Raw genomic sequence first — 21,930 nt, 5'->3', positions numbered from 1 at the left:
CTGTAACAAAACTGTTTCGATGACCTGTTAGGGGGAGGTCTCGACTTCATCGCAAGGAGTGTTCCGCAACTGCCGCGCAGGCTGGGGCCGCGCGGTGTGAAATTGTCTGGGGGGAGGCGACGTCTGCATGGCAGATGGCGACGGACAGGTCATCGGCGATCAGATCGCCGCGTTGCCCATGCGTTGGGACAACAAGGGCAAGCTCTGGGTTCTGATGGTGACCTCGCGCGATACCGGGCGCTGGGTGATGCCCAAGGGGTGGCGCATCGATGGCAAGAAGCCTTGGAAGGCGGCCGGGATCGAGGCGCTGGAAGAGGCCGGCGCCGTGGGCCGCATCGGGCGGAAAGAAATCGGGCAGTATCACTATGACAAGCGGCTGGATGACGGCGGCTCTGTCTGGTGCCGGGTCAGGGTGTATCCGATGCTGGTCGAGAAACTGCTCCCCCGGTGGAAGGAACGCCGGGAGCGCAAGCGCCACTGGTTCACGCCGCATCAGGCGGCCAAGCGGGTGATGGAACCCGAACTTGCCGAATTGCTGCGCCATCTGGAAAACGAGGCGCACAAGCGCCCCGAAATCCGTCCGCTGTACAAGGTCAAGGCCCCGTAGGGCTTGACCTCATGCCGGCGACAACGTCCCGAAGATCGCGTCGCTGTGCTTTTCCAGATAGATCTGCAACCACGGGGTATAGGCATCCGGGTTCTCGCGGGTTTCGCGCGCCAGATCGTCCATCGCGATCCATTTCGCGTCCATCACCTCGTCGGGGTTGAGGTCCATCTTCAGGTCCGGGCCCGCGGGGGCAACGTAGATGTCGACCACCTCGTGCTCGATCAACCCGTTGCCGACATCGGCGCGGTATTCCACCGTTTCCCGGAAATCGAGGGTCAGGCCGGTGATGCCGAGCTCCTCCTCCAGCCGGCGGCGGGCGCAATCCTCCGACGCCTCGTCAAAGCGGGGATGGGTGCAGCAGGTATTCGCCCAGTATCCGGGCGTGTGATACTTGCCCAAGGCCCGGCGCTGGATCAGCACCCGGTCGCCATCCATCACGAATACCGAGATCGCCTTGTGGCGGAGGCCCTTCTGGTGGGCCTCCAGCTTCTCCACGGGCGTCAGTTCACCGTTTACCCAGGCCGGGATCATCTCGCTCATGTGTATTGCGGCGACACGAGGCCGGTCAGGTGGGCGACGTTCTTCACACCGATCTTGATATGGGCCAGCGGACGCTTCTTCGTCAGCTTCTTGTTCATGTAGGATTCGAACGTCAGCTTCTGCACGTCCACGTCATGGCAGAGCGAGACGAAGCGTTCGCGCCGCTCGTCGCTGTGGTAATACGCATCCTGCATGCTTTGCAGCGCGTTGAAGGTCATCTTGTGATCCTTCATGAACTGCGCGCGGGCCAGTTTCAGATCGGACGCCCGGCCAGAGGCCAGCGCCGCCGACACGGCCATCGCGCCGATCCGCCCGCCATACATGGCGTAATAGATGCCTTCGCCCGAGGACGGGGCCACGGTGCCCGCCGCATCGCCAACCACAACCACGTCGCGGCCGTTGTCCCATTTCTTCATCGGCTTCAGCGGGATCGGCGCGCCTTCCTTGCGGATGGTTTCGGCCTGGTCGAGCCCGGCCATCTTGCGCAGATCGGCGGTGGCCTGTTTCAGGTCGAACCCGTCGACGCCGGTGCCCATGCCGACCGAGCATGTCTTGCCGTGCGGGAAAACCCAGCCGTAGAAATCGGGGCTGATCCGGCCGTCATAGATTACGTCGCAGCGGTTGGGCATGTAGTTGCCCACGGCCATCGGCGCGTCGATGATTTCGTGATACGCGATCACGTAGGGGATCTTGTCGCCGCCCGGCACCTCGGCCCGGGCCACGTCCGACCGGGCCCCGTCAGCGCCGATGATGAACTTGGTCTGCAGCTTGACCTCTTCCTTGGTTTCCTTGTTGCGGTAGACGAGGAAGGTCTTTTCCTCTTCCCGCTCCACCCGCAGGAAGGTACCTGTGTGCCGCTCGGCCCCGGCCTTGGCTGCGCGGTCGCGCAGGAACGGGTCGAAATCCTTGCGGTCGACCATGCCGACGAAGCCGTCCTCGATCGGGATATCGACGAAGCGCCCGGTGGGCGAGATCATCCGGGCGGTGTCGATCTTCGCCACAAGCTGATCGTCCCCGATATCGAAATCGCGCATCAGCCGCGGCGGGATCGCGCCACCGCAGGGCTTGATCCGGCCTTCCCGGTCCAGAAGGGCGACCTTCTTGCCCGACCGGGCGAGGTCTTCGGCTGCCGTGGCCCCGGCAGGGCCTCCTCCAACGACGACGACGTCATAGATCATTTTTCTTCACTCCCCTGGCACGAGGCCCGCGTTTTCCGTTGAGGGTTTATTGGAATCCATGATCCTCAGTGCCATCCATGCGGACAGCACGAAGAGAACCGCTTCTGTCAGGAAGACAAACCCGAACGCGGGGGCGTCTTCCATGATCTGGCGCAAACTGTCGGCGGCGGCGGCACCAAGAAGGCCGCCAAATCCGGCGGCGATGGCCTGCGCCGCGCCCCAAAGGCCCATGCGCGTGCCTTCGCGTGCATCGCGTCCTTCGCCGGCCAGTGCCATCATCGCGCTGATCGCGGCGACGGTGAACATGCCGTTGAAAAAGCCCATGGCGATCACCGCCGGTGTCAGCGGCAGGTGGCTGCCGAAATTGCCGAGGCTTGAGATGGTGACCAGCGCCGCGGCGGAGCCGAGGCAGCCCGCGATCACCCAAGTGCGGAGGGCACCGATGCGCAGCACCGACGACCCGACGCCAACCACGATCATGCCGAGGAACACGCCGCCATGCTGCGCGCCGGACAGAGAGGTCGACTGCCCCGGCGTGAAATCGAAGACGAGGCCCGAGAAGGGTTCGAGGATCAGTTCCTGCATGAAATAGGCCGACATCGACAGGAACACGAACAGGGTGAAGATCCGCGCGCGGCGCTCGCTCCACACCTCCTTGAACCCCTGCCAGAACGGCATCTCGTCCGGTTCGCGCTGGGCGATGACGCGACGCTCGATCCCCCAGACGGCCAGCGTGGTCACGGCCACCGCGCCCACGGTCACGATGGTGACGATCTTCATCAACAGCGCAGGGGTGTAGGGGTCAAGGAACTGGCCCACCGTGCCGGCGGTGACCGCGATCCCCGCGATCATCATCAGCCAGGTGATGGTCGCCGCCGCGGCCCGCCGGTCGGGCGCGGTGGCCGTGGCCAGAAGCGCCAGTAACGATGTGCCAGAGGCCGCAACCCCCACGCCGATCAGCGCGTAGGCGAGGATCGAAATCCCAAGCCCGGCCCAATAGCTGTTTTCCAGAACCACGACACCGGTCGCCGCCGCATAGCCGCCAAGCGCAAGAACGGCCATGCCGCCGATGATGAATCGCGTCCGCTGGCCGCGCGTGTCCGACAGAAAGCCCCAGCTTGGCCGGGTGATCTGGATCGCGTAGTGCAGCGCCACCAGAAAGCCCGGCAGGATCGCGGGCAACGCCAGTTCGACCACCATCAGCCGGTTCAGCGTCGACGAGGTCAGCACCACGATGGCCCCAAGGCACATCTGGACCATCCCCAGCCGGACGATCTGAAGCCAGGTGAGCGTCATCTCATGCGCCCCCGAGCGAGCGGATCGCGAAGGCCGACATCATCATGCCCGACACGTACAGAACCACGCCCACGCCGTTGTACCAGGGCGCCTTGCCCTTGGGGTCGCGCATCATCACCGACATCGCCCAGAACTGCACCAGCAGCACGACGGTCACGCCGCCTGCATGCCACGGCCGGTCCCACAGCCACAGAAGCGCGATCACCACCATCTGCGGGATCGCCATCACGATGGAGGCCACCCAAGCCGCCTTTTCCGGCCCAAGCGTCACCGGCAGCGAGTTCACGCCGGTCGCCTTGTCGCCCTCCAGCGCCTTGAAATCGTTCAGCGTCATGATGCCATGCGCACCGATGCCGTAAAGCAGCGCGATGACCACGACATAGATCGACGGCGCACCGGCCGACAGAACGGCCGCCCCGGTGAACCAGGGCAGGGATTCATAGGACAGGCCCACCAGCCCCGGCCCCCAGATGCCGGATTTCTTCAACCGGACGGGTTCGGCCGAATAGGCCCAGGCCGCGGCCACGCCAAGGATCGTGGCGACAAAGCCCCACGGGCCGAGTTGCCAGCCGATGACCAGCGCCAGCAGCGACATGACGATGGCCTGGTAAAGCCCCCATCGCCCGGGGATTCGCCCCGACGGGATCGGGCGGTCGGGTTCGTTGATCGCGTCCACATGGCGGTCGCACCAGTCATTCGCCGCCTGGCTCATCCCGCAGACGACGGGGCCGGCCAGCACGATGCCCAAAAGCACGAGGCCCGGCTTTTCCAGCGGCGACACGCCCGAGGACACGGTGCCGCACAGATAGGCCCACATCGGCGGGAACCAGGTCACAGGGTGCAGTACCGACAGCATCGCGGCCGGTTCCGGCAGGCGCCGGGTCTGAACAGAAATATCGGTCATGTCTTCCGCACGATCTCCTTGCCCCGGGCGGGGCCTTCCTTCCTGATCGGGTCGCTCAGCCGTCGCCTCCGTCGCGGCTGAGCAGCCCGTATTTGCGTAATTTCACATACAGGCTCTGCCGTGAGAGCCCCAGCATCTCGGCCGCGGCCACGCGGTTGTTCCGCGTCAGTTCCACGGCTGTTTCGATGCACATCTTTTCGACGACGTCGGTGGTCTCTGCCACGATGTCTTTCAGGTTCGCCGATCCTACCAGTTCCATCACGCTGCGCATCGCGTCGTCCGATACCGCAACGCCGGGCTTGCGAACGCCTTCCATCCGGCTGGCATCGCGGATCACGAAGACGATGCACGGCACGGACTGGTCGCTGAGATAGGTGGCCGACAGTTCGACCGAGACCTGCGCCCCGTATTCGCCGGCCAGTTTCGTGGCGAACATCCGCATCTGGCCCGCGCGCGTGGCGTTCTCTATCAGCACCCGCAAATCGACGCTGCCCCGGACAAGGTATTCCCCCAGCGACCGCCCCTTGACCGACCCGATATGGGGGGCGTCCGACAGGCCGAGGAAGCTTTCATTGGCGGCAAGGATCACGCCGTCCTTGTCGGTAAAGACGATGGCATCCACGCCCTTGTGGTAAAGCGCCAGAAGGTTTTCGCCCAACTCGCCGCTGCCAGCCCCGGCCGCCTCTATCGGGTCGATGCGGCACAGAATCAGCGGCTCCCCCGCGGCGCGGAAGGCGGTGGGGGTCAGCACGGCTCGGGTCTTGGTCCGGCGCGTTTCCACCTCAAGCGGCGGGGCGTCGGCATCCATCGCCTTTTGCGTCAACGCTTCCATGAATTCCGCCCGGCGGCGGCTGTCGAATTCCTGTGCCAACGCGTTGCCGACCAGGGCGTCCCGCTCCAGGCCCAGCAGGTCGCAGGCGACCTCGTTGGCATCGACGACGCGGCCCGATTTCGTGCCGACGAAGACGAAGGCGTCCCGGGTGGCTTCGGTCAATACGCGATAGCGGGTGTCGTATTCGCGCTGGGTCTCATAGTCCCGCTCCAGCGCCATCTGCACCTCGATGAGTTGCATCTGCATCTCGGCAATCGGGCGCAGGTCACGGCCCAGCATCAGCAGGATGCTGGCATCTGCCCCGATCCGGTGGAACGAGTAGCGCACCGGGAAATCCCAGTTCTCGCCGTCATAGTGGTTCAGTTCCACCTGTTTGGAGCTTTCACCGCCCTCGGCAAAGATCCTCAGGCGGGCTTCCAGCTTGGGGCGGCTGTCCTCGGTCAGAACGTCGCGAATGTCGCGACCTTCCCAGTGGTCAAGCTGGTTGAAGGCCCGGTGCTGACGGTTCACCAGAACCGAAAGGATCTTGCCGTCCAGATTGATCACAAGCGCGATGTCGGACGCCGTCGCGATGATTTCGCCCAGCATCTCGGGGGCGATCAGCGGGATCGCGCCATTGCTCCAGTATTTCGCGCCGCGTGAGGTCACCGTCTTGTGCCCGGCCCGCCCGGCCGCCCCCCGATGTTGATGCCCGTGCTCATGGCTTCACCGCCCGCTCGGCGGGTGCTGTCACGCCGCACAGGCGCAAGGCTTCCCGCACGTCCGACGTGGCGAAATCCGCGCCCGTCAGGGCCGGAACGTCTTCGCTGTTGCCCAGGATCATGCCGCCGATGACGACCGGCGTTCCCTTGGGGGCGGCGGCCCGCAGACGATTGATCAGCTGTCGGACCGTCTCCAGCCGGCTGCGGCAGGACACAGAGATCGAAATCATGTCGAATTGCCGGCTTGATGCCTTGTGCAGGATGTCGTCCTCGGACTGGCCAAGGCACAGGCAGACCGACAGGCCCATGCGCCGCATCTGGCTGGCCGCGGCCATGCCGCCCAGCGTGTGGAATTCGTCCGCCGGCACGATCAGCATAACGCTGGGCGCGTCGGGGGCGGTCATCGCGTCGGTGGCGTGCGGGGTGCTCAACTCACGCAGGATTGCCTGCAGGCGGGCGGTGCCGATGGTGACATCGGCAAAACTCAACTCGTCCCGGCACCAGCGATCGCCCAGTTCCCGGGCCGCGGCGGGAATATAGCCGTCGAGGATCGCACCGGGGTCGATGCCCTGCCGGCGCAGGTCGGCAACCGCGTCGGGCTTGCCCGCGCTGTTTGTCTTCAGAATATCCGCGCAGAAATGCGCAAGCACCCCTTCGTCGACGGTCTTGCCGGAATGCCCTGCGCGTTGCGCAAGTGCCGACAGAACCTGCGTGGCCAGCGACTCTACCTCGCCATGGCGCACCGGTTCCTGCTCCAGATGCTTGTGGGTGTCAGGCATCCTGAATCTCCGTCACGGTCGGGACGGGGCGGATTCGCGATACGGACCGCGTTGCCCTGCCTGCGTCCTGTCCATCATTGTCAAACCCGATTGACACTCTGGCTTCCCCGTGCTCGGAGGAATCAAGTCTTGACGCCCCAGCCACCTGAAAACAATGGGCTTTTGTTGGTGTGTCAAGGCTCGACATGACCCTCGTTCCGCGGGAAGTGTAGACGCAAAGAGTGTAAATTACAATTGACACTTTCCGGGACTGGTGTCTAGTTTAACGAAGCCACCGCCTGTCAGGGAGTCGGAGGATGTCAGAGCACAAGAAAGCCGCCGCAAAGGCGGTGCAGCTCTATACCCCGGAAGAACGTCGCCGCCGCGACGAAACCGTCTGGACAACCGTTCAGGGCGTTCTTGCGCCGCTGCAATTTCTGGTTTTCCTGGTCTCGCTCGGTCTTGTCATCCGCTATCTGGTGACCGACCAGGGGTACACCGCGGCCACGATCTCGATCGTGCTGAAGACCTTCGTGCTCTACACGATCATGGTCACCGGCGCGATCTGGGAAAAGGTCGTCTTCGGCAAGTACCTGTTTGCCCCCGCCTTCTTCTGGGAAGATGTCTTTTCGATGGCGGTGATCTTCCTGCACACGCTTTACATGTGGGCGCTGTTGACGGGCAATATCGGGCCGACGGGCCAGATGCTGATCGCGCTGGCGGCTTACGCGACCTATGTCGTGAACGCCGGTCAATTCCTCTGGAAACTGCGCATGGCGCGCCTGCAGGGGCAGGCCGACGCCGCCGAGGTGCCCGCATGAACGATTTCACGCCCCAGCCGCCGGCCCATGGGTGCCGCAACGCGCCCGTGTTGAAAGAGCGCGGCCAGCGCGAGGTTTTTTGCGGCCTGACCGGGATCATCTGGCTGCACCGCAAGATGCAGGATGCGTTCTTCCTTGTGGTTGGGTCGCGCACCTGTGCCCATCTTCTGCAATCGGCTGCCGGCGTGATGATCTTTGCCGAGCCGCGCTTTGGCACCGCGATCCTTGAGGAAAAGGATCTGGCCGGTCTTGCCGATGCCAATGCCGAACTTGACCGCGAGGTCGACCGGCTGCTGTCCCGCCGCCCCGACATCAAGCAGCTGTTCCTCGTGGGCTCCTGCCCGTCCGAGGTGATCAAGCTCGACCTGCATCGCGCGGCGGAACGGTTGACCGAGAAATACGCGCCCAGCGTCCGGGTGATGAACTACACCGGCTCCGGCATCGAGACGACCTTTACCGAGGGCGAGGACGCCTGCCTTGCCACCATGGTGCCGACGCTGGCCGACACCGACGAGCGGCAGTTGCTGCTGGTGGGTGCGCTGCCTGATGTCGTCGAGGATCAGGCGGTCAGCCTGCTGTCCGACATGGGCGTGAAGCCGATCCACTGCCTGCCCGCCCACCGCGCGGCCGAGGCGCCGGGCGTGGGGTCGAACACGCTTGTTGCGCTGACCCAGCCCTTCCTGAACGAAACCGCCGCGCTTTTGGAGCGTCGCGGGGCGAAAATCCTGTCCGCCCCCTTCCCGTTCGGCGAAGAGGGCACCACCGCGTGGCTCTGGACCATTGCGCAGGAATTCGGGGTCTCGCCCGAAACCTTCGCCAAGGTGACCGACGCCCCCCGCGCCCGGGCCCGCAAGGCGATCGCCGCGGCGGCCGAGACGCTGAACGGCAAGTCGATCTTCTTCTTCCCCGACAGCCAGTTGGAAATACCGCTGGCCCGCTTCCTGACCCGTGAATGCGGGATGACGGCGGTCGAGGTCGGGGCGCCCTTCATCAACAAGCAGATCGTCGGCCCCGATCTGGATCTGCTGGCCGAGGGTCCGACGATTGCCGAAGGGCAGGATGTCGATCTGCAACTTGATCGCTGCAAGGCCGCCCGGCCCGATCTGACGGTCTGCGGGCTGGGCCTTGCCAACCCGCTGGAGGCCGAGGGGCTGTCGACCAAATGGGCAATCGAACTGGTCTTCACGCCGGTGCATCTGTACGAGCAGGCGGGGGACCTTGCTGGGCTCTTCGCGCGCCCGCTGCGCCGCCGGGAAATCCTCGCTGACATGGAGGGCGCAGCATGAAGCTGACCGTCTGGACCTATGAGGGGCCGCCCCATGTCGGCGCGATGCGCGTCGCCACCGGCATGAAGGGGCTGCACTACGTCCTGCATGCGCCGCAGGGCGATACCTATGCGGATCTGCTGTTCACGATGATCGAGCGTCGCAACCATCGCCCGCCGGTCAGCTATACCACCTTTCAGGCGCGCGATCTGGGCTCGGACACCGCGAACCTGTTCAAGACCGCGCTGCACGATGCCCATGAGCGGTTCCAGCCGCAGGCGATGATCGTGGGGTCCTCCTGCACCGCAGAACTGATCCAGGACGACCCAGAGGGCATGGCGGCGACCATGGATCTGGGCATCCCGGTGATCCCGCTTGAACTGCCCAGCTATCAGCGGAAAGAGAATTTCGGCACGGATGAGACGTTCTTCCAGATCGTCAAGCGTCTGGCCAGGCCGATGGACCGCACTGCGCATGTCTCTGCCAACCTGATCGGCCCGACCGGCCTCGGTTTCCGTCATCGTGACGATATCGTCGAGGTGACGGCGCTTTTGGAAGACATGGGGATCAGCGTGAACGTGGTCGCCCCGATGGGCGCGACGCCGGCGGACATCGCCCGGATGGGCGCGGCCCATTTCAACGTGCTGATGTATCCCGAACATGCCGAGACCGCGGCGCGCTGGGCCGAAAAGAACCTCGGCCAGCCCTATACGAAAACCGTGCCCATCGGCATCGGCGCGACCCGCGATTTCATCGCCGAGGTCGCCAAGATCGCCGGGGTCGCGCCCAAGGCCGACGACTCGCGCCTGCGGATGCCGTGGTATTCGCGTTCGGTCGACTCCACCTACCTGACGGGCAAGCGGGTCTTCCTGTTCGGCGATGCGACCCATGTCAAATGCATGGCCCGCGTCGCGCGCGACGAGATGGGGTTCGAGGTGGTCGGCCTTGGCTGCTACAACCGCGAATTCGCCCGCGATATCCGTGCGCTCGCCAAGGAATACGGTGTCGAAGCGCTGATCACCGACGACTACCTTGAGGTCGAGAAGGCGATCGAGGATCTGGCGCCCGAGATGATCCTCGGCACGCAGATGGAACGCCATATCGGCAAGCGGCTTGGCATCCCCTGCGCCGTGATCTCTGCCCCCGTCCATGTGCAGGACTTTCCCGCCCGCTACAGCCCGCAGATGGGCTGGGAGGGCGCGAACGTGATCTTCGACACGCTGGTGCACCCGCTGGTCATGGGGCTGGAAGAGCACCTTCTGCACATGTTCCGCGAAGATTTCGAGTTCCACGACGAGGCCGGCGCCTCGCACCACGGCGGCGCAGCCAAGCTGCGCGATCTGGATGCCGCGCCCGAACCCGAGGCGGAAACGCCCGCCGCCGCCCCGCAGGAGGGTGAAATCGTCTGGCTCTCCTCCGCTGAGAAAGAGCTGAAGAAGATCCCCTTCTTCGTCCGTGGCAAGGCCAAGCGGAACACCGAGAAATTCGCGCTCGAAAAGGGCGTGTCCGAAATCAGCGTCGAAACACTGTACGAGGCAAAGGCCCACTATGCGCGATGATCGCCATATCCCCGGTTACCGAGTCGTCATTGTCACGCTGGACTCCCATTCCGCCGGTCCCGCAGAGCGCGTCACCGAACGTCTGAAGAACGACTTTCCGGGGCTGATGGTCTCGGTTCACGCCGCGGCCACATGGTCTGAAAACCCCGATGCCCTGGCCCTGGCCAAGGATGACGTGCTGAACGGCGATATCATCCTGGTGAACCTGTTGTTCATCGAGGAACATATCAACGCCATCCTGCCGGAGTTGCAGCAGCGCCGCGACCATTGCGACGCGATGATCGGCATTATCGCCGACAAGCAGATCGTGACCCTGACCAGGATGGGCGATCTGGACATGATGAAGCCCGCCTCGGGCCCGATGAAGCTGCTGAAGAAGCTGCGCGGGTCGAGCGACGACAAGGGCCCGAAAAAGACCGGCGGCGAAAAGCAGATGGCGATGCTGCGCCGCCTGCCGAAGATGCTGAAATACGTCCCCGGCAAGGCGCAGGATCTGCGCGCCTGGTTCATGACGATGCAGTACTGGCTGGGCGGGTCCGACGACAACGTGGAGCAGATGGTCCGCTTCCTCGTCTCCCGCTATGCCCATGAAGAGGCATGGCGCGGCACCAAGTCCGAGGCCCCGGTCGAATACCCCGAGGTCGGTCTGTACCACCCCGATATTCCCCACGGCATCACCACCGATATCGAGGTCCTGCCGCGCCCCGAAAACCCGGTGGCGACGGTCGGAATCGTGATGATGCGCTCCTACATCCTCGCCTCTGACACCGCGCATTACGACGCGGTGATCCGGGCGCTTGAGGAGCGCGGCATTCGCGTCATCGCCGCCTTCGCCGGCGGTCTGGATGCGCGCCCGGCGATCGACGCCTATTTCAAGGGTGAGGACAGCGTGCATATCGACACGCTGGTCTCGCTGACCGGGTTCAGCCTGATCGGCGGCCCGGCCTATAACGACAGCGAGGCCGCGGTCGAGGTGCTGAGCGAACTCGATGTGCCCTACATCGCCGCGCACCCGCTGGAATTCCAGACGCTGGGCCAGTGGAGCGACTCCTCCGGCGGTCTGGGCCCGGTGGAAACCACCATGCTGATTGCGCTGCCCGAACTGGACGGGGCGATTTCGCCGACGGTCTTTGGCGGGCGCCACGGGCCGCAGGGCTGCACCGGCTGTGGCCGGGATTGCAGCAACAAGGGCGAATCCAAGCAGATGGACGCCTGTTCCGAACGTGTCGACGCGTTGTCGGCCAAGGTCGACCGTCTGGCCCGCCTGCGCCGCAGCCAGGTGGCGGACCGCAAGGTCGGCGTGATCCTGTTCGGCTTCCCGCCGAATGCGGGCGCCGTGGGCACCGCCGCCTATCTGTCGGTCTTTGAAAGCCTCTTCAACACGCTGCACCGGATGAAGGCCGAGGGCTACCAGACCGGCGACTTGCCCGCCTCGGTCGAAGAGCTTCGCACCGCGATCCTTGAAGGCAACGCCAAGCAATATGGGCAAGAGGCCAATGTCTGCGCCCATGTCTCTGCCGATGACATCGTGCGTGGCACGCCGTGGCTGTCCGAGATCGAGGAGGTCTGGGGCCCGGCCCCCGGCAAGGTCCGGTCCGACGGGCGCGGGGTGTTCGTCCTCGGTGTCGAATTCGGCAATGTCTTCGTTGGCGTGCAGCCGACCTTCGGGTATGAGGGCGACCCGATGCGCCTTCTGTTCGAACGGGGCTTTGCGCCGACCCATGCGTTCAGCACCTTCTACCTGTGGCTGAAGAACATGTTCCGCGCCGATGTGTTGCTGCATTTCGGGATGCACGGCGCGCTGGAATTCATGCCGGGCAAGCAGGCGGGCATGGGCGCGCGCGACTGGCCCGACCGGCTGATCGGCGACATGCCGAACGTCTATCTCTACGCCTCTAACAACCCGTCCGAGGCGACGCTGGCCAAGCGCCGGTCGAACGCGGTGACCATCACGCACCTGACCCCGCCCTTGGCGTCCTCCGGCCTCTACAAGGGGTTGCAGGAACTGAAAGACAGCCTGACCCGGTGGCGGAAGACCGAACCCGGCTCCCCCGAACAGGCCGATCTGGAAGAACTGATCAAGATGCAGGCGGAGGCCGTGGACATGGGCGGCACCCCGCCCGAGAAGCTGTGGCTGAAACTGCTGGAAACCGAAGACGCGCTGATCCCCGACGGTCTGCACGTGGTGGGCCGCCCGGTTACGGATGACGAGCGCAAGGAACATCTGCGCGTCATGTGCGACGTGGATGACGAAACCCGCGACCGCGTCGATCACTGGTTGCAGCAGGATACCGAACTGCCGGCGATCCTGCGCGCGCTGGGCGGGCGGTACATCCAGCCCGTGCCCGGCGGTGACCTGATCCGGTCGGCCGAGGTTCTGCCGACGGGCCGCAATATCCATGCGTTCGACCCGTTCCGCATGCCCACGCAATTCGCGATGAACGAGGGCGCGAAACAGGCCCAGAAACTGCTGGACGCCCATGACAGCCTGCCGCGGTCCGTCGCGATGGTCCTGTGGGGGTCCGACAACATCAAGTCCGACGGTGGCCCGATCGCGCAGGCAATGGCCCTGATGGGGGCGAAGCCGCGGTTCGACAGCTATGGCCGCCTGTCCGGGGCCGATCTGGTGCCGCTGGAGGACCTGGGACGCCCGCGCATCGACGTGGTGATGACGCTCTCGGGTATCTTCCGCGACCTTCTGCCGCTGCAGACCCGGATGCTGGCCGAAGCGGCGTGGAAGGCCGCGATGGCCGAGGATGAGCCGCTGGAGATGAACTTCATCCGCGCCCATTCGCTGGCCCATGCCGAGAAGATGGGCGTCGACATGGAATGTGCCGCGCTCCGCGTCTTTTCCAACGCCGAAGGGGCCTATGGGTCGAATGTCAACGGGCTGGTCGACAGCGGCGCCTGGGGCGATGAGGATGAACTGGCCGATGCCTACGAGGCGCGGAAAAGCTTTGCCTATGGTCGCGATGGCAAGTCCAAGGCCAATGCGGCGCTGTTGCAGCAAACCCTGAAAGACGTGGATGTCGCCTATCAGAACCTCGAAAGCGTGGAACTGGGTGTCACCACCGTCGACCACTATTTCGACACGCTCGGCGGGATTTCCCGTGCGGTGAAGCGCGCCCGTGGCGGCAAGGATGCGGCCGTTTATATTGGCGACACCACCCGCGGCGAGGGCAAGGTGCGCACCCTGAAAGAGCAGGTCGATCTGGAAACCCGGTCCCGCAGCCTGAACCCCAAGTGGTTCGAGGGCATGCTGAAACACGGGCATGAAGGCGTGCGCCAGATCGAGGCGCAAGTGACGAACACCCTGGGATGGTCGGCAACGACTGGCCAAGTGGAGCCCTGGGTGTATCAACGGCTGTCGGAAACCTTCGTCCTGGACGAGGAAATGCGCAAACGGCTGGCCAGCCTGAACCCGGCGGCCAGCGCCAAAATGGCCAACCGCCTGCTGGAGGCGCATGACCGCAACTACTGGCAACCCGACGCCGAGACACTGGCCGCGCTGCAGGCGGCGGCCGACGAGCTGGAAGACCGGCTTGAAGGAATCGCGGCCGAATAGAGCCGCAAACGGAGGGAACCAATGAGCCCCAGAGATGAAATTCCCGTGCTGAAGGGCGAGGACGGCGAAGGCTCCGTCCAGGTCCATCAGGACGAAAGCATGAAGATCGAGGGGGCCAAGGTCTTCTCTGTCTACGGCAAGGGCGGGATCGGCAAGTCGACCACCTCGTCGAACCTCAGCGTCGCGTTTTCCATGCTGGGCAAGCGCGTGCTGCAAATCGGCTGTGACCCCAAACACGACTCGACCTTCACGCTGACGGGCCACCTGCAACCCACGGTCATCGACGTTCTGAAAGAGGTGGATTTCCACCCCGAGGAACTGCGCCCCGAGGATTTCGTGACGCCCGGCTTCAACGGCGTGCAATGTGTCGAGGCCGGCGGCCCGCCCGCGGGCACCGGCTGCGGCGGCTATGTGGTTGGCCAGACCGTGAAGCTGTTGAAGCAGCATCACATGCTGGAAGACACCGATGTGGTGATCTTCGACGTCCTTGGTGACGTCGTCTGCGGCGGGTTCGCCGCGCCCCTGCAGCATGCCGACCGCGCGGTGATCGTCACCGCCAACGATTTCGACTCGATCTACGCGATGAACCGGATCATCGCCGCGGTGCAGGCGAAGTCGAAAAACTACAACGTGCGGCTTGCCGGCTGCATCGCCAACCGGTCCGAGGACACCGATCAGGTGGACAAGTATTGCGACCGGGTGGGCTTCAAGCGGCTGGCGCATATGCCGCTGGTCGACGCGATCCGCCGCTCTCGCCTGATGAAGAAGACGCTGTTCGAGATGCCCGACGATCAGGACATCGTCGAGTGCCGCGCCGAATATGTCCGTCTGGCCGAGACGCTGTGGAACGGGACCGACCCGCTGGCCCCCGCGCCGCTGCCCGACCGCGAAATCTTTGAATTGCTTGGGTTCGATTGATGAGCAGCAGCTACGCCAAGACCCGGGAACGGCTGGAACATTATTTCGGCAGCACCGCTTCCAAGACGTGGGAGCGGCTGACTTCTGATGCGCCGGTGTCCCGTATCCGCCAGACCGTGCGCGAAGGCCGCGACCAGATGCGCGCCCAGATGCTGAGCCGCCTGCCCGACGACCTGACCGGCAAGCGGGTGCTGGATGCCGGCTGCGGGGCCGGGCCAATGACGCTGGAACTGGTGCAGCGGGGGGCGGAGGTCACGGCCGTCGATATCTCTGCAAGCCTGCTGGAGGTCGCGAAACAGCGGATCCCCGACAAGTATCACCGCCAGATCACCTTCGTGGCGGGTGACATGCTGGGCAACAACCTTGGGTCCTTCGACTACGTCATGGCGATGGACAGCCTGATCCACTACAAGGCCAAGGATATCGCCGACGCGCTGGCCAAGCTGGCGGCGCGGACCCGTGGCAAGATCGTCTTCACCGTGGCGCCGAAGACGCCGCTTTTGTCGGCGATGCATGTCGTGGGCAAGATCTTCCCCCGCTCCGACCGCTCCCCCCGGATCATCCCTCATTCGGAGGCGCGGATCGCCAAGGCCCTGCGCAAGGCGGGCGTCAAGGGGCGTTCCGCCCGCTCGACCGGGTGGCGAAGGGCTTTTACATCAGCCAGGCGATGGAGCTTGAGCCATGATCCTGAGCAGCCGGAAACTGGCCCAGCTTGGCATGCGCTACATGCCCTTCGCGGATGCCGCGACGCAGGACTTCCCGCTTCGGCAGGTGCTGCGGCTGTCGCTGTTCCAGATTTCGGTGGGCATGGCCACGGTCCTGTTGCTGGGCACGCTGAACCGGGTGATGATCGTCGAGATGGGCATTCCCGCAACGATGGTCGCGGTGATGATCGCCCTGCCGGTGCTGACCGCCCCGTTCCGCGCGCTGATGGGCTTCAAATCCGACAACTACCGTTCTGCCATCGGGTGGAAGCGGATTCCCTATATGTGGTTCGGCTCGCTCTGGCAGATGGGCGGGCTTGCCGTCATGCCCTTTGCGCTGATCGTGCTGTCGGGCGACCAGACGCTGGGCCCGGCCTGGGCGGGCGAGGTCCTGGCGGCCCTGGCCTTCCTGATGACCGGCCTTGGCATCCACATGACCCAGACGGTCGGGCTGGCGCTGGCCTCTGACCGGGCGACGGATGAATCCCGCCCGCGGGTTGTTGCGCTGCTATATGCGATGTTCTTGCTGGGCATGGGCATTTCGGCGCTGGTGATCGGGTTCCTGCTGCGGGATTTCTCGCAAATGACCCTGATCCGCGTGGTGCAGGGGGCGGCGGCGATGACGCTTGTGCTGAACCTCATCGCGCTGTGGAAGCAGGAACCGATGAACCCCATGTCCAAGCAGGAGCGGTCGACCCGCCCGCCGAGCTTTGGCGACGCGTGGCACGATTTCGCCGCGGGCGGCCGGGCCGGGCGGCTGCTGGCCGTGGTGGCGCTGGGCACGCTGGCCTTCAACATGCAGGACGTGCTGCTGGAACCCTACGGGGGCGAGGTGCTGGGCCTGTCCGTGGCGGCCACCACGCTCTTGACCGGAACATGGGCGGTCGGCTCGCTGGCCGGCTTCGCCATGGCGGCGCGCTGGCTGCGGCAGGGCATGAACATCTACCGCATGGGCGCGGTGGGCCTGATGTCGGGCATCGCGGCGTTTTCCATGGTGATCATGGCCGGGCCATTCGGGTTCGCGTCGATGTTCTATCTGGGCGCGATGCTGATCGGGTTTGGCGGCGGGCTTTTTGCCGTTGCGACCCTGACCGCGGCGATGTCGCTTCCAGCGGAGGGCAAGGCGGGCCGGGGTCTGGCGCTGGGCGCCTGGGGCGCGGCGCAGGCCACTGCGGCGGGCCTGTCGGTGGCGATCGGAGGGTCCGTGCGCGACGTGGTGAATCACTACGCACTGTCGGGCCAGCTTGGCAAGGGGCTTGAAACGGCGACAACCGGATACGCGGCGGTCTACCACATTGAGATCGTCTTGCTCTTCGTGACACTCATTGCCTTGGGGCCGCTCGTGCGGCCACAGGACAGCAACCATCCCAACAGGGATTCCTCGGCCAAGATCGGGCTGGCCGACTTCCCAACCTGACCTGGAGGACCGAACCAATGGTCAACGCATTCTTTGGAAACTTCGATCTGGCCGCCTTGGCGATCTGGTCGTTCTGGCTGTTCTTCGCTGGGCTGGTATTCCACCTCCAGCGCATGAACATGCATGAAGGCTATCCCCTGGAAGACGAGGCGGGCAATCCCGCGCCGAACCAGGGCATGTTCCCGCTTCCCGCGGAAAAAACCTTCATCCTGCCCCACGGCAAGGGTGAACTGACCGTGCCGAACGGCAAGACCGATCCGCGCAACGCGAATCTGCCGCTCAAGAAAACCAACCCGAACAACGGCTACCCGCTGGTTCCCACCGGCGATCCGATGATCGACGGCGTCGGCCCGGCCGCGTGGTGTGCCCGTGAGGATGAGCCGGAACTGACCGGTCAGGGCCATCCGAAAATCGTGCCGCTGGCCTCGCTGAAATCGTTCAAGGTCAGCGCCGGTCGCGATCCGCGCGGCATGCCCGTCGAGGCCGCCGATGGCGAAATCGTCGGCAAGATCGTCGACATGTGGGTGGACGAACCGGAAGCCGTCGTGCGCTATCTGGAACTGGAACTCGACGGCGCCCATGGTGGCGGCCGCCGCCTGCTGCCGATGCCGCTGGCCCGTATCGGCTTCTTCCAGAAAAAGGTGATGGTGCACTCGATCTACGGCAAGCACTTCGCCAATGTGCCGACCATCAAATCCTCGACCCAGGTCACCAAGCTGGAAGAGGAAAAGGTCAGCGCCTACTACGCCGGCGGCAAGCTTTACGCCGACATCGACGAGCGGCTTGACGCGCAGTTCCAACTCTGAGGAAACGGACCGGACGCATGTCCCACGACGATTTCGACTTTGAGCCTATCAAGGGTCTGCCCGAAAACCTGCCAGAGGGGGAGGAAATCCTCTGGCAGGGGGCACCCGACTGGTGGGCACTGGCCCGCGAGGCGCTCGCGCTTTACTGGGTGGCCGGATATTTCGTCGTGCTGTTTCTCTGGCGCATGATCGTCGCCACCGAGACGATGTCCTTGTCTCAGGCGGCGGTCGCGTCTTCGTTCTTCCTGGTCCTGGGGGCCGTGGTGTGTGGGCTTCTCATGCTCACGGCCCTCGTCCAGGCCAAGGCGACGGTATATACCGTCACCAACCGGCGTGTTGCGCTGCGCATCGGTGCGGCGCTGTCGATGACGCTGAACCTGCCCTACACCTGGATCGGCAATGCAGGGCTTGACCTGCGCAAATCCGGGACGGGCACCATTGCATTCGAACTGATGGGAACCACCCGGTTCTCCTATCTCATGACGTGGCCGCATGTCCGCCCGTGGCGGATGGCCCGTACGGAACCCGCGTTCCGCTGCATCCCTGACGCGGCCAAGGTCGCGCGGCTGATTGCCGAAGCGGCGGAAACGCGGGTTGCCGAACCCAAGCTGACGCGCATCACCGACGACGACACGGTGGCTGCGGAGTAGAACATGGCCGCAAGAAAATCGAACAAGCCTCCCGTCCATCCGGATGACGAGAAAATCCCCCCGTTTCTGCTGAAGGGCATGTTGGCCCTTTGCTTGGTCGCGCTGCTGATTGCCGGCTATGCGCGGTTCACCGACCGCCCGCTGGAGGCGATGCCGGATCTGGCCGAACCGATCGCCGCAGAGCGGCAGGTCGTGCTTGTGGGCAGCATGACGGGGGCGGCCACGGTGTATGACACCGAAGGAAATGTGATTCACGAGTTCCCTGCCGACAAGGGCGGGTTTGTCGCCGGTATCTGGCGGGTTCTTCAGCGGGAGCGTGGCAAGATCGACGCCCCGATGGATGCCCCCGTACGGCTTGTCCGCTATGAAAGCGGGCGCATTTCTATGTTCGACGACCTGACCGGTTGGCGGGCAGAGCTTGTCGGTTTCGGCGCCGACAACAAGGCAGCTTTCGCGCGGCTGCTGGACTGACCGAGGGGATCGGGAACATGCCCCTCATCACAAAAAACAGGGAACCAGAAGATGGGACTATTCACCCGGGAGAGGGAGACTGCACCGTGCACGGTTGAAGTTTCCCATAAGTTCGAAAGTCTTCACGCGCATCTGCGCTTCAATAACGGGGCCGTCGTCCATCCGGGCGACGAAGTTTTGGTTCATGGCCCCGAGATCATGGCCCCCTATGGCGAGGTCGTGATCGAGGACCGCGTCGCCACCATTACCCGCGCCAACGCCCTGCAGCGCCTGTGGACGCGGATGACCGGCGATCTGGAATTCATGGAACTGTGCGAATTCTCCTTCTCCGGGGAGGCCACGCTATGAATGTCCATACCGCCGACGCGACCACCGTCGAAGAAGGTCTTGCGATTCAAGAGGCGCAGGCCGTCCTTGACAGCGAAAGCGCGACCGCCGTGGCCATGCAGGACACCCTGCTGACCCCGCGCTTCTACACCACCGATTTCGAGGCGCTGGACGCCATCGACGTCACCCCGGTTCGCACCGACTGGGACGCGCTGATCGCCGAGATGCAGGCCGACCCCAACAAGGGCCATTTCCGCAAGGACGAGAACTGGGACCATGTCGACTGGGATGGGATGGAGCCCGAGCTGAAAAAGGAATTCATCGATTTCCTGATCAGTTCCTGCACCGCCGAATTCTCTGGCTGTGTCCTTTACAAGGAAATGAAACGCCGCGGCAGCAACAAGGACGTCACCGAGTTGTTTCAGCTGATGGCGCGGGACGAGGCCCGGCATGCGGGGTTCATCAACGACGCCCTGCGCGAGGCCGGCATTGCCGTCAACCTGGGGTTTCTAACTCAGAAGAAAAAGTATACGTATTTCAGGCCCAAGTTCATCTACTACGCCACCTACCTGTCGGAAAAGATCGGCTATGCCCGCTATATCACCATCTTCCGCCATCTTCAGGCGCATCCCGACAAGCGGTTCCACCCGATCTTCAAGTGGTTCGAGGAATGGTGCGGGGATGAGTTCCGCCATGGGGAGGCATTCGCGCTGCTGATGAAGACCGACCCCAAACTGACCTCTGGCGGCAATGTGTGGTGGATCAAGTTCTTCCTGACCGCCGTGTATGCCACGATGCATGTCCGCGACCACCAGCGCCCGGCCTTTCACAAGGCGGTCGGCATCGACCCCGACGCGTTCGGGCATGAGGTCTTCCGCAAGACATCCGAGATGTCCAAGCAGATCTTCCCGATCACGCTGGACATCGACCATCCCCGCTGGGCCAAGGGTCTGCGCGCGCTGCAGGCGGCCTCGCTTCAGGTGGATGATGGCAAGCAGTCCGGCGGGCTGTCCGGCAAACTGCGCGAATGGGCGGGGTCGGCCCGCGCGGTCTGGGCCTTTGCGATGCTCTTTACCATCCCGGCGGTGCACCATGACGTGCCCGCCTCCACACGATTGGAGCCTGTGTATTGATTTCGACGGCGTGGTTCGCGGCGCTTGCGGCCCTGTTCATCTGGTGGTTTTCCACCGGGGCGATCCTGATTGTCGTGCGCCACGCCGAACACAGGGGCCACCTGGCCCATCTGCGCGCCACCATCATGGGGCTTCCGGCCCTTGGCGGTGGCGTGTGGCTGTTCGAACTGACCCGCCATGTCGAACATGTGGCGACGTCCTACCTTGCCTTTCTTGCCGCGATCCTGATCTGGGGCTGGGTCGAACTGGCCTTTCTGACCGGCATCGTCACCGGCCCCAACACCACCCATTGCCATGACAGGGCGAAAGGGTGGGAAAGATTCCTGCGCGCCTATGGCACGATCGCCTATCACGAAACGCTTCTGGTCGCGATTCTGCTGGCGATGCTGCTGACCAGCCAGGATGCCCCGAACACCGTCGGGCTATGGACGTTCATCGTTCTGTTCTTCGCGCGCATCTCGGCGAAGCTGAACCTGTTTCTGGGCGTGCCCAAGATCAATGTAGAGTTTCTGCCGGCCCCGCTGGCCCATCTGCCCAGCCATTTCCGGATTGCCAAGCTGAACTGGCTTTTCCCGCTATCGGTGTCGTTTCTCAGTTTCGCGGTGTTCTGCTGGCTCGAACGCCTCTATTCCGCGCAGACAACGGCGGATACGGTCGGCTTTGCGCTCTTGTCCGCGATCACGGCGCTGGCGCTTCTGGAACACTGGCTGATGGTCCTGCCCCTGCCGGATCAGAAGCTTTGGCGCTGGATGCTGCCGGAAAAGCCGGTGGCCGAGAAAGCCGAGATCCGGCGCAAGGACCTGCGCGGCATCTGATCGCGCCGTTGGTGTGCCGTCTCGGTAAGCGGCGGCATTGTCGTGGGGGCAGAGACTTGGAATCCATGCAAATTAGCCGCTTTCGGTTGCAAGGCTTGACTATTTGCGTTTGACGTTACCGCCGCAGCACCCCATGGTATGCACCGGATAAATCGAGTCAGGGAGAGACTTTATGACTTCGAAACTCGCTGTTGCTGCTGCCGCCCTCATGATCGCCGGCCCGTCGCTGGCCGCTGACGCATCGGGCGACGTGGCCGCCGGTGAAAAGGCGTTCAAGCAGTGCATCACCTGCCATGTGGTCGTGAACGACGCCGGCGAAACGCTGGCCGGCCGCAACGCCAAGGTCGGTCCGAACCTCTACAAGGTGCCCGGCCGCCATGCCGGTGCCGTGGAAGACTTCAAATATTCCAAGTCGATGGAAGAAGCGGGCGAGAAGGGCCTTGTCTGGGATGAGGCGCATTTCGTGACCTACACGCAGGACCCGACCGCGTTCCTCCGCGATTACCTGGGCGACCCCAAGGCCCGCGGCGCGATGACCCACAAGGTCCGCAAGGAGCAGGAATCGATTGACGTCTACGCCTATCTGAACAGCCTCGGCTCCTCCGACTAAGGCGCCTGTTCGATCTCAGGTTTGCAGGGCCGCTGGCAGATGCCGGCGGCCTT

At 64.1% G+C, this 21,930-nt stretch carries 20 protein-coding genes and 1 pseudogene; 15 read left to right on the top strand and 6 right to left on the bottom strand.

The genetic code is table 11. The features are described 5' to 3' along the window. Positions 1-127: 127 nt before the first annotated feature. Complete coding sequence (locus tag RGUI_RS09210; RefSeq protein ID WP_081532781.1) at positions 128-607, top strand: NUDIX hydrolase; 480 nt, start codon at positions 128-130, stop codon at positions 605-607. Between the two features lie 9 nt (positions 608-616). Here the strand turns inward: RGUI_RS09210 and idi are convergent, their stop codons facing one another. The 6 genes from idi to RGUI_RS09180 are packed head-to-tail and all read right to left on the bottom strand — an operon-like array spanning position 617 to position 6,837. Continuing rightward, positions 617-1,147 carry an isopentenyl-diphosphate Delta-isomerase gene (gene idi, locus RGUI_RS09205; protein WP_081532780.1) on the bottom strand — a complete coding sequence of 177 codons (531 nt, stop codon included), beginning with the start codon at positions 1,145-1,147 and terminating at the stop codon, positions 617-619. Then, positions 1,144-2,325 carry a geranylgeranyl diphosphate reductase gene (locus tag RGUI_RS09200; protein WP_081532779.1) on the bottom strand — a complete coding sequence of 394 codons (1,182 nt, stop codon included), beginning with the start codon at positions 2,323-2,325 and terminating at the stop codon, positions 1,144-1,146. Before RGUI_RS09200 ends, idi begins: the two co-directional genes overlap by 4 nt. Before the next feature lie 6 nt (positions 2,326-2,331). Then, positions 2,332-3,621: a BCD family MFS transporter gene (locus RGUI_RS09195; protein WP_081532778.1), complete on the bottom strand. Its 1,290-nt coding sequence runs from the start codon at positions 3,619-3,621 to the stop codon at positions 2,332-2,334. Position 3,622: 1 nt separating this feature from the next. After that, a complete protein-coding gene (gene chlG, locus RGUI_RS09190; protein ID WP_081532777.1) occupies positions 3,623-4,525 on the bottom strand; it encodes a chlorophyll synthase ChlG in 903 nt (300 codons plus the stop codon). A gap of 55 nt (positions 4,526-4,580) precedes the next feature. Then, complete coding sequence (gene ppsR, locus RGUI_RS09185; RefSeq protein WP_156882924.1) at positions 4,581-6,005, bottom strand: transcriptional regulator PpsR; 1,425 nt, start codon at positions 6,003-6,005, stop codon at positions 4,581-4,583. A 49-nt stretch (positions 6,006-6,054) separates the two neighbouring features. Further along, positions 6,055-6,837 carry a B12-binding domain-containing protein gene (locus RGUI_RS09180; RefSeq protein ID WP_081532776.1) on the bottom strand — a complete coding sequence of 261 codons (783 nt, stop codon included), beginning with the start codon at positions 6,835-6,837 and terminating at the stop codon, positions 6,055-6,057. A gap of 296 nt (positions 6,838-7,133) precedes the next feature. Between RGUI_RS09180 and bchF the strand changes: the two genes are divergently transcribed. From bchF to RGUI_RS09110, 14 genes and pseudogenes are all read left to right on the top strand, one after another. Next, complete coding sequence (gene bchF / locus RGUI_RS09175; RefSeq protein ID WP_081532775.1) at positions 7,134-7,637, top strand: 2-vinyl bacteriochlorophyllide hydratase; 504 nt, start codon at positions 7,134-7,136, stop codon at positions 7,635-7,637. Beyond that, complete coding sequence (locus tag RGUI_RS09170; RefSeq protein WP_081532774.1) at positions 7,634-8,923, top strand: ferredoxin:protochlorophyllide reductase (ATP-dependent) subunit N; 1,290 nt, start codon at positions 7,634-7,636, stop codon at positions 8,921-8,923. The genes bchF and RGUI_RS09170 overlap by 4 nt, the downstream gene beginning before the upstream one ends. After that, the gene (gene bchB, locus RGUI_RS09165) at positions 8,920-10,461 is read left to right on the top strand and encodes a ferredoxin:protochlorophyllide reductase (ATP-dependent) subunit B (RefSeq protein WP_081532773.1); all 1,542 of its coding nucleotides are present in this window, start codon (positions 8,920-8,922) and stop codon (positions 10,459-10,461) included. The genes RGUI_RS09170 and bchB overlap by 4 nt, the downstream gene beginning before the upstream one ends. Next, positions 10,451-14,026 (top strand): magnesium chelatase subunit H, encoded by a 3,576-nt coding sequence (locus tag RGUI_RS09160; RefSeq protein WP_081532772.1) that lies wholly within the window; start codon positions 10,451-10,453, stop codon positions 14,024-14,026. The genes bchB and RGUI_RS09160 overlap by 11 nt, the downstream gene beginning before the upstream one ends. Before the next feature lie 21 nt (positions 14,027-14,047). Beyond that, on the top strand, positions 14,048-14,944 hold the full coding sequence (gene bchL, locus RGUI_RS09155; protein WP_081532771.1) for a ferredoxin:protochlorophyllide reductase (ATP-dependent) iron-sulfur ATP-binding protein: 897 nt from the start codon (positions 14,048-14,050) through the stop codon (positions 14,942-14,944). Continuing rightward, a pseudogene (gene bchM / locus RGUI_RS09150) lies at positions 14,944-15,513 on the top strand (magnesium protoporphyrin IX methyltransferase); the annotation flags it as partial. The gene bchL and the pseudogene bchM, both read left to right, overlap by 1 nt. 112 nt (positions 15,514-15,625) lie before the next feature. Next, the gene (locus tag RGUI_RS09145; RefSeq protein WP_081532770.1) at positions 15,626-17,065 is read left to right on the top strand and encodes a PucC family protein; all 1,440 of its coding nucleotides are present in this window, start codon (positions 15,626-15,628) and stop codon (positions 17,063-17,065) included. A gap of 17 nt (positions 17,066-17,082) precedes the next feature. After that, positions 17,083-17,871, top strand: coding sequence for a photosynthetic reaction center subunit H (puhA, locus tag RGUI_RS09140; protein ID WP_081532769.1), 789 nt, complete (start codon positions 17,083-17,085; stop codon positions 17,869-17,871). Between the two features lie 17 nt (positions 17,872-17,888). Next, on the top strand, positions 17,889-18,521 hold the full coding sequence (gene puhB, locus RGUI_RS09135; protein WP_081532768.1) for a photosynthetic complex putative assembly protein PuhB: 633 nt from the start codon (positions 17,889-17,891) through the stop codon (positions 18,519-18,521). Between the two features lie 3 nt (positions 18,522-18,524). Then, entirely contained in the window at positions 18,525-18,992 is a 468-nt protein-coding gene (gene puhC, locus RGUI_RS09130; protein ID WP_081532767.1) for a photosynthetic complex assembly protein PuhC, read from the top strand. 51 nt (positions 18,993-19,043) lie between these two features. Further along, complete coding sequence (locus RGUI_RS09125) at positions 19,044-19,340, top strand: hypothetical protein (RefSeq protein ID WP_081532766.1); 297 nt, start codon at positions 19,044-19,046, stop codon at positions 19,338-19,340. Then, entirely contained in the window at positions 19,337-20,452 is a 1,116-nt protein-coding gene (gene acsF / locus RGUI_RS09120) for a magnesium-protoporphyrin IX monomethyl ester (oxidative) cyclase (RefSeq protein WP_081532765.1), read from the top strand. Before RGUI_RS09125 ends, acsF begins: the two co-directional genes overlap by 4 nt. Next, the gene (puhE, locus tag RGUI_RS09115) at positions 20,449-21,267 is read left to right on the top strand and encodes a putative photosynthetic complex assembly protein PuhE (protein ID WP_371587369.1); all 819 of its coding nucleotides are present in this window, start codon (positions 20,449-20,451) and stop codon (positions 21,265-21,267) included. The genes acsF and puhE overlap by 4 nt, the downstream gene beginning before the upstream one ends. A 172-nt stretch (positions 21,268-21,439) precedes the next feature. Then, on the top strand, positions 21,440-21,877 hold the full coding sequence (locus RGUI_RS09110; RefSeq protein ID WP_081532764.1) for a cytochrome c family protein: 438 nt from the start codon (positions 21,440-21,442) through the stop codon (positions 21,875-21,877). Positions 21,878-21,930 lie beyond the last annotated feature (53 nt).

The sequence above is a fragment of the Rhodovulum sp. P5 genome, from assembly GCF_002079305.1.
GTDB lineage: Bacteria > Pseudomonadota > Alphaproteobacteria > Rhodobacterales > Rhodobacteraceae > Rhodovulum.
The sequence above is the reverse complement of the archived record's forward strand: the minus strand, read 5'-3'. Positions and strand labels throughout refer to the sequence as shown.

Coding starts and splice junctions, on each gene's coding strand:
- RGUI_RS09210 (WP_081532781.1), top strand. CDS start 128: ATGGCAGATGGCGACGGACAGGTCATCGGCGATCAGATCGCCGCGTTG.
- idi (WP_081532780.1), bottom strand. CDS start 1,147: ATGAGCGAGATGATCCCGGCCTGGGTAAACGGTGAACTGACGCCCGTG.
- RGUI_RS09200 (WP_081532779.1), bottom strand. CDS start 2,325: ATGATCTATGACGTCGTCGTCGTTGGAGGAGGCCCTGCCGGGGCCACG.
- RGUI_RS09195 (WP_081532778.1), bottom strand. CDS start 3,621: ATGACGCTCACCTGGCTTCAGATCGTCCGGCTGGGGATGGTCCAGATG.
- chlG (WP_081532777.1), bottom strand. CDS start 4,525: ATGACCGATATTTCTGTTCAGACCCGGCGCCTGCCGGAACCGGCCGCG.
- RGUI_RS09180 (WP_081532776.1), bottom strand. CDS start 6,837: ATGCCTGACACCCACAAGCATCTGGAGCAGGAACCGGTGCGCCATGGC.
- bchF (WP_081532775.1), top strand. CDS start 7,134: ATGTCAGAGCACAAGAAAGCCGCCGCAAAGGCGGTGCAGCTCTATACC.
- RGUI_RS09170 (WP_081532774.1), top strand. CDS start 7,634: ATGAACGATTTCACGCCCCAGCCGCCGGCCCATGGGTGCCGCAACGCG.
- bchB (WP_081532773.1), top strand. CDS start 8,920: ATGAAGCTGACCGTCTGGACCTATGAGGGGCCGCCCCATGTCGGCGCG.
- RGUI_RS09160 (WP_081532772.1), top strand. CDS start 10,451: ATGCGCGATGATCGCCATATCCCCGGTTACCGAGTCGTCATTGTCACG.
- bchL (WP_081532771.1), top strand. CDS start 14,048: ATGAGCCCCAGAGATGAAATTCCCGTGCTGAAGGGCGAGGACGGCGAA.
- RGUI_RS09145 (WP_081532770.1), top strand. CDS start 15,626: ATGATCCTGAGCAGCCGGAAACTGGCCCAGCTTGGCATGCGCTACATG.
- puhA (WP_081532769.1), top strand. CDS start 17,083: ATGGTCAACGCATTCTTTGGAAACTTCGATCTGGCCGCCTTGGCGATC.
- puhB (WP_081532768.1), top strand. CDS start 17,889: ATGTCCCACGACGATTTCGACTTTGAGCCTATCAAGGGTCTGCCCGAA.
- puhC (WP_081532767.1), top strand. CDS start 18,525: ATGGCCGCAAGAAAATCGAACAAGCCTCCCGTCCATCCGGATGACGAG.
- RGUI_RS09125 (WP_081532766.1), top strand. CDS start 19,044: ATGGGACTATTCACCCGGGAGAGGGAGACTGCACCGTGCACGGTTGAA.
- acsF (WP_081532765.1), top strand. CDS start 19,337: ATGAATGTCCATACCGCCGACGCGACCACCGTCGAAGAAGGTCTTGCG.
- RGUI_RS09110 (WP_081532764.1), top strand. CDS start 21,440: ATGACTTCGAAACTCGCTGTTGCTGCTGCCGCCCTCATGATCGCCGGC.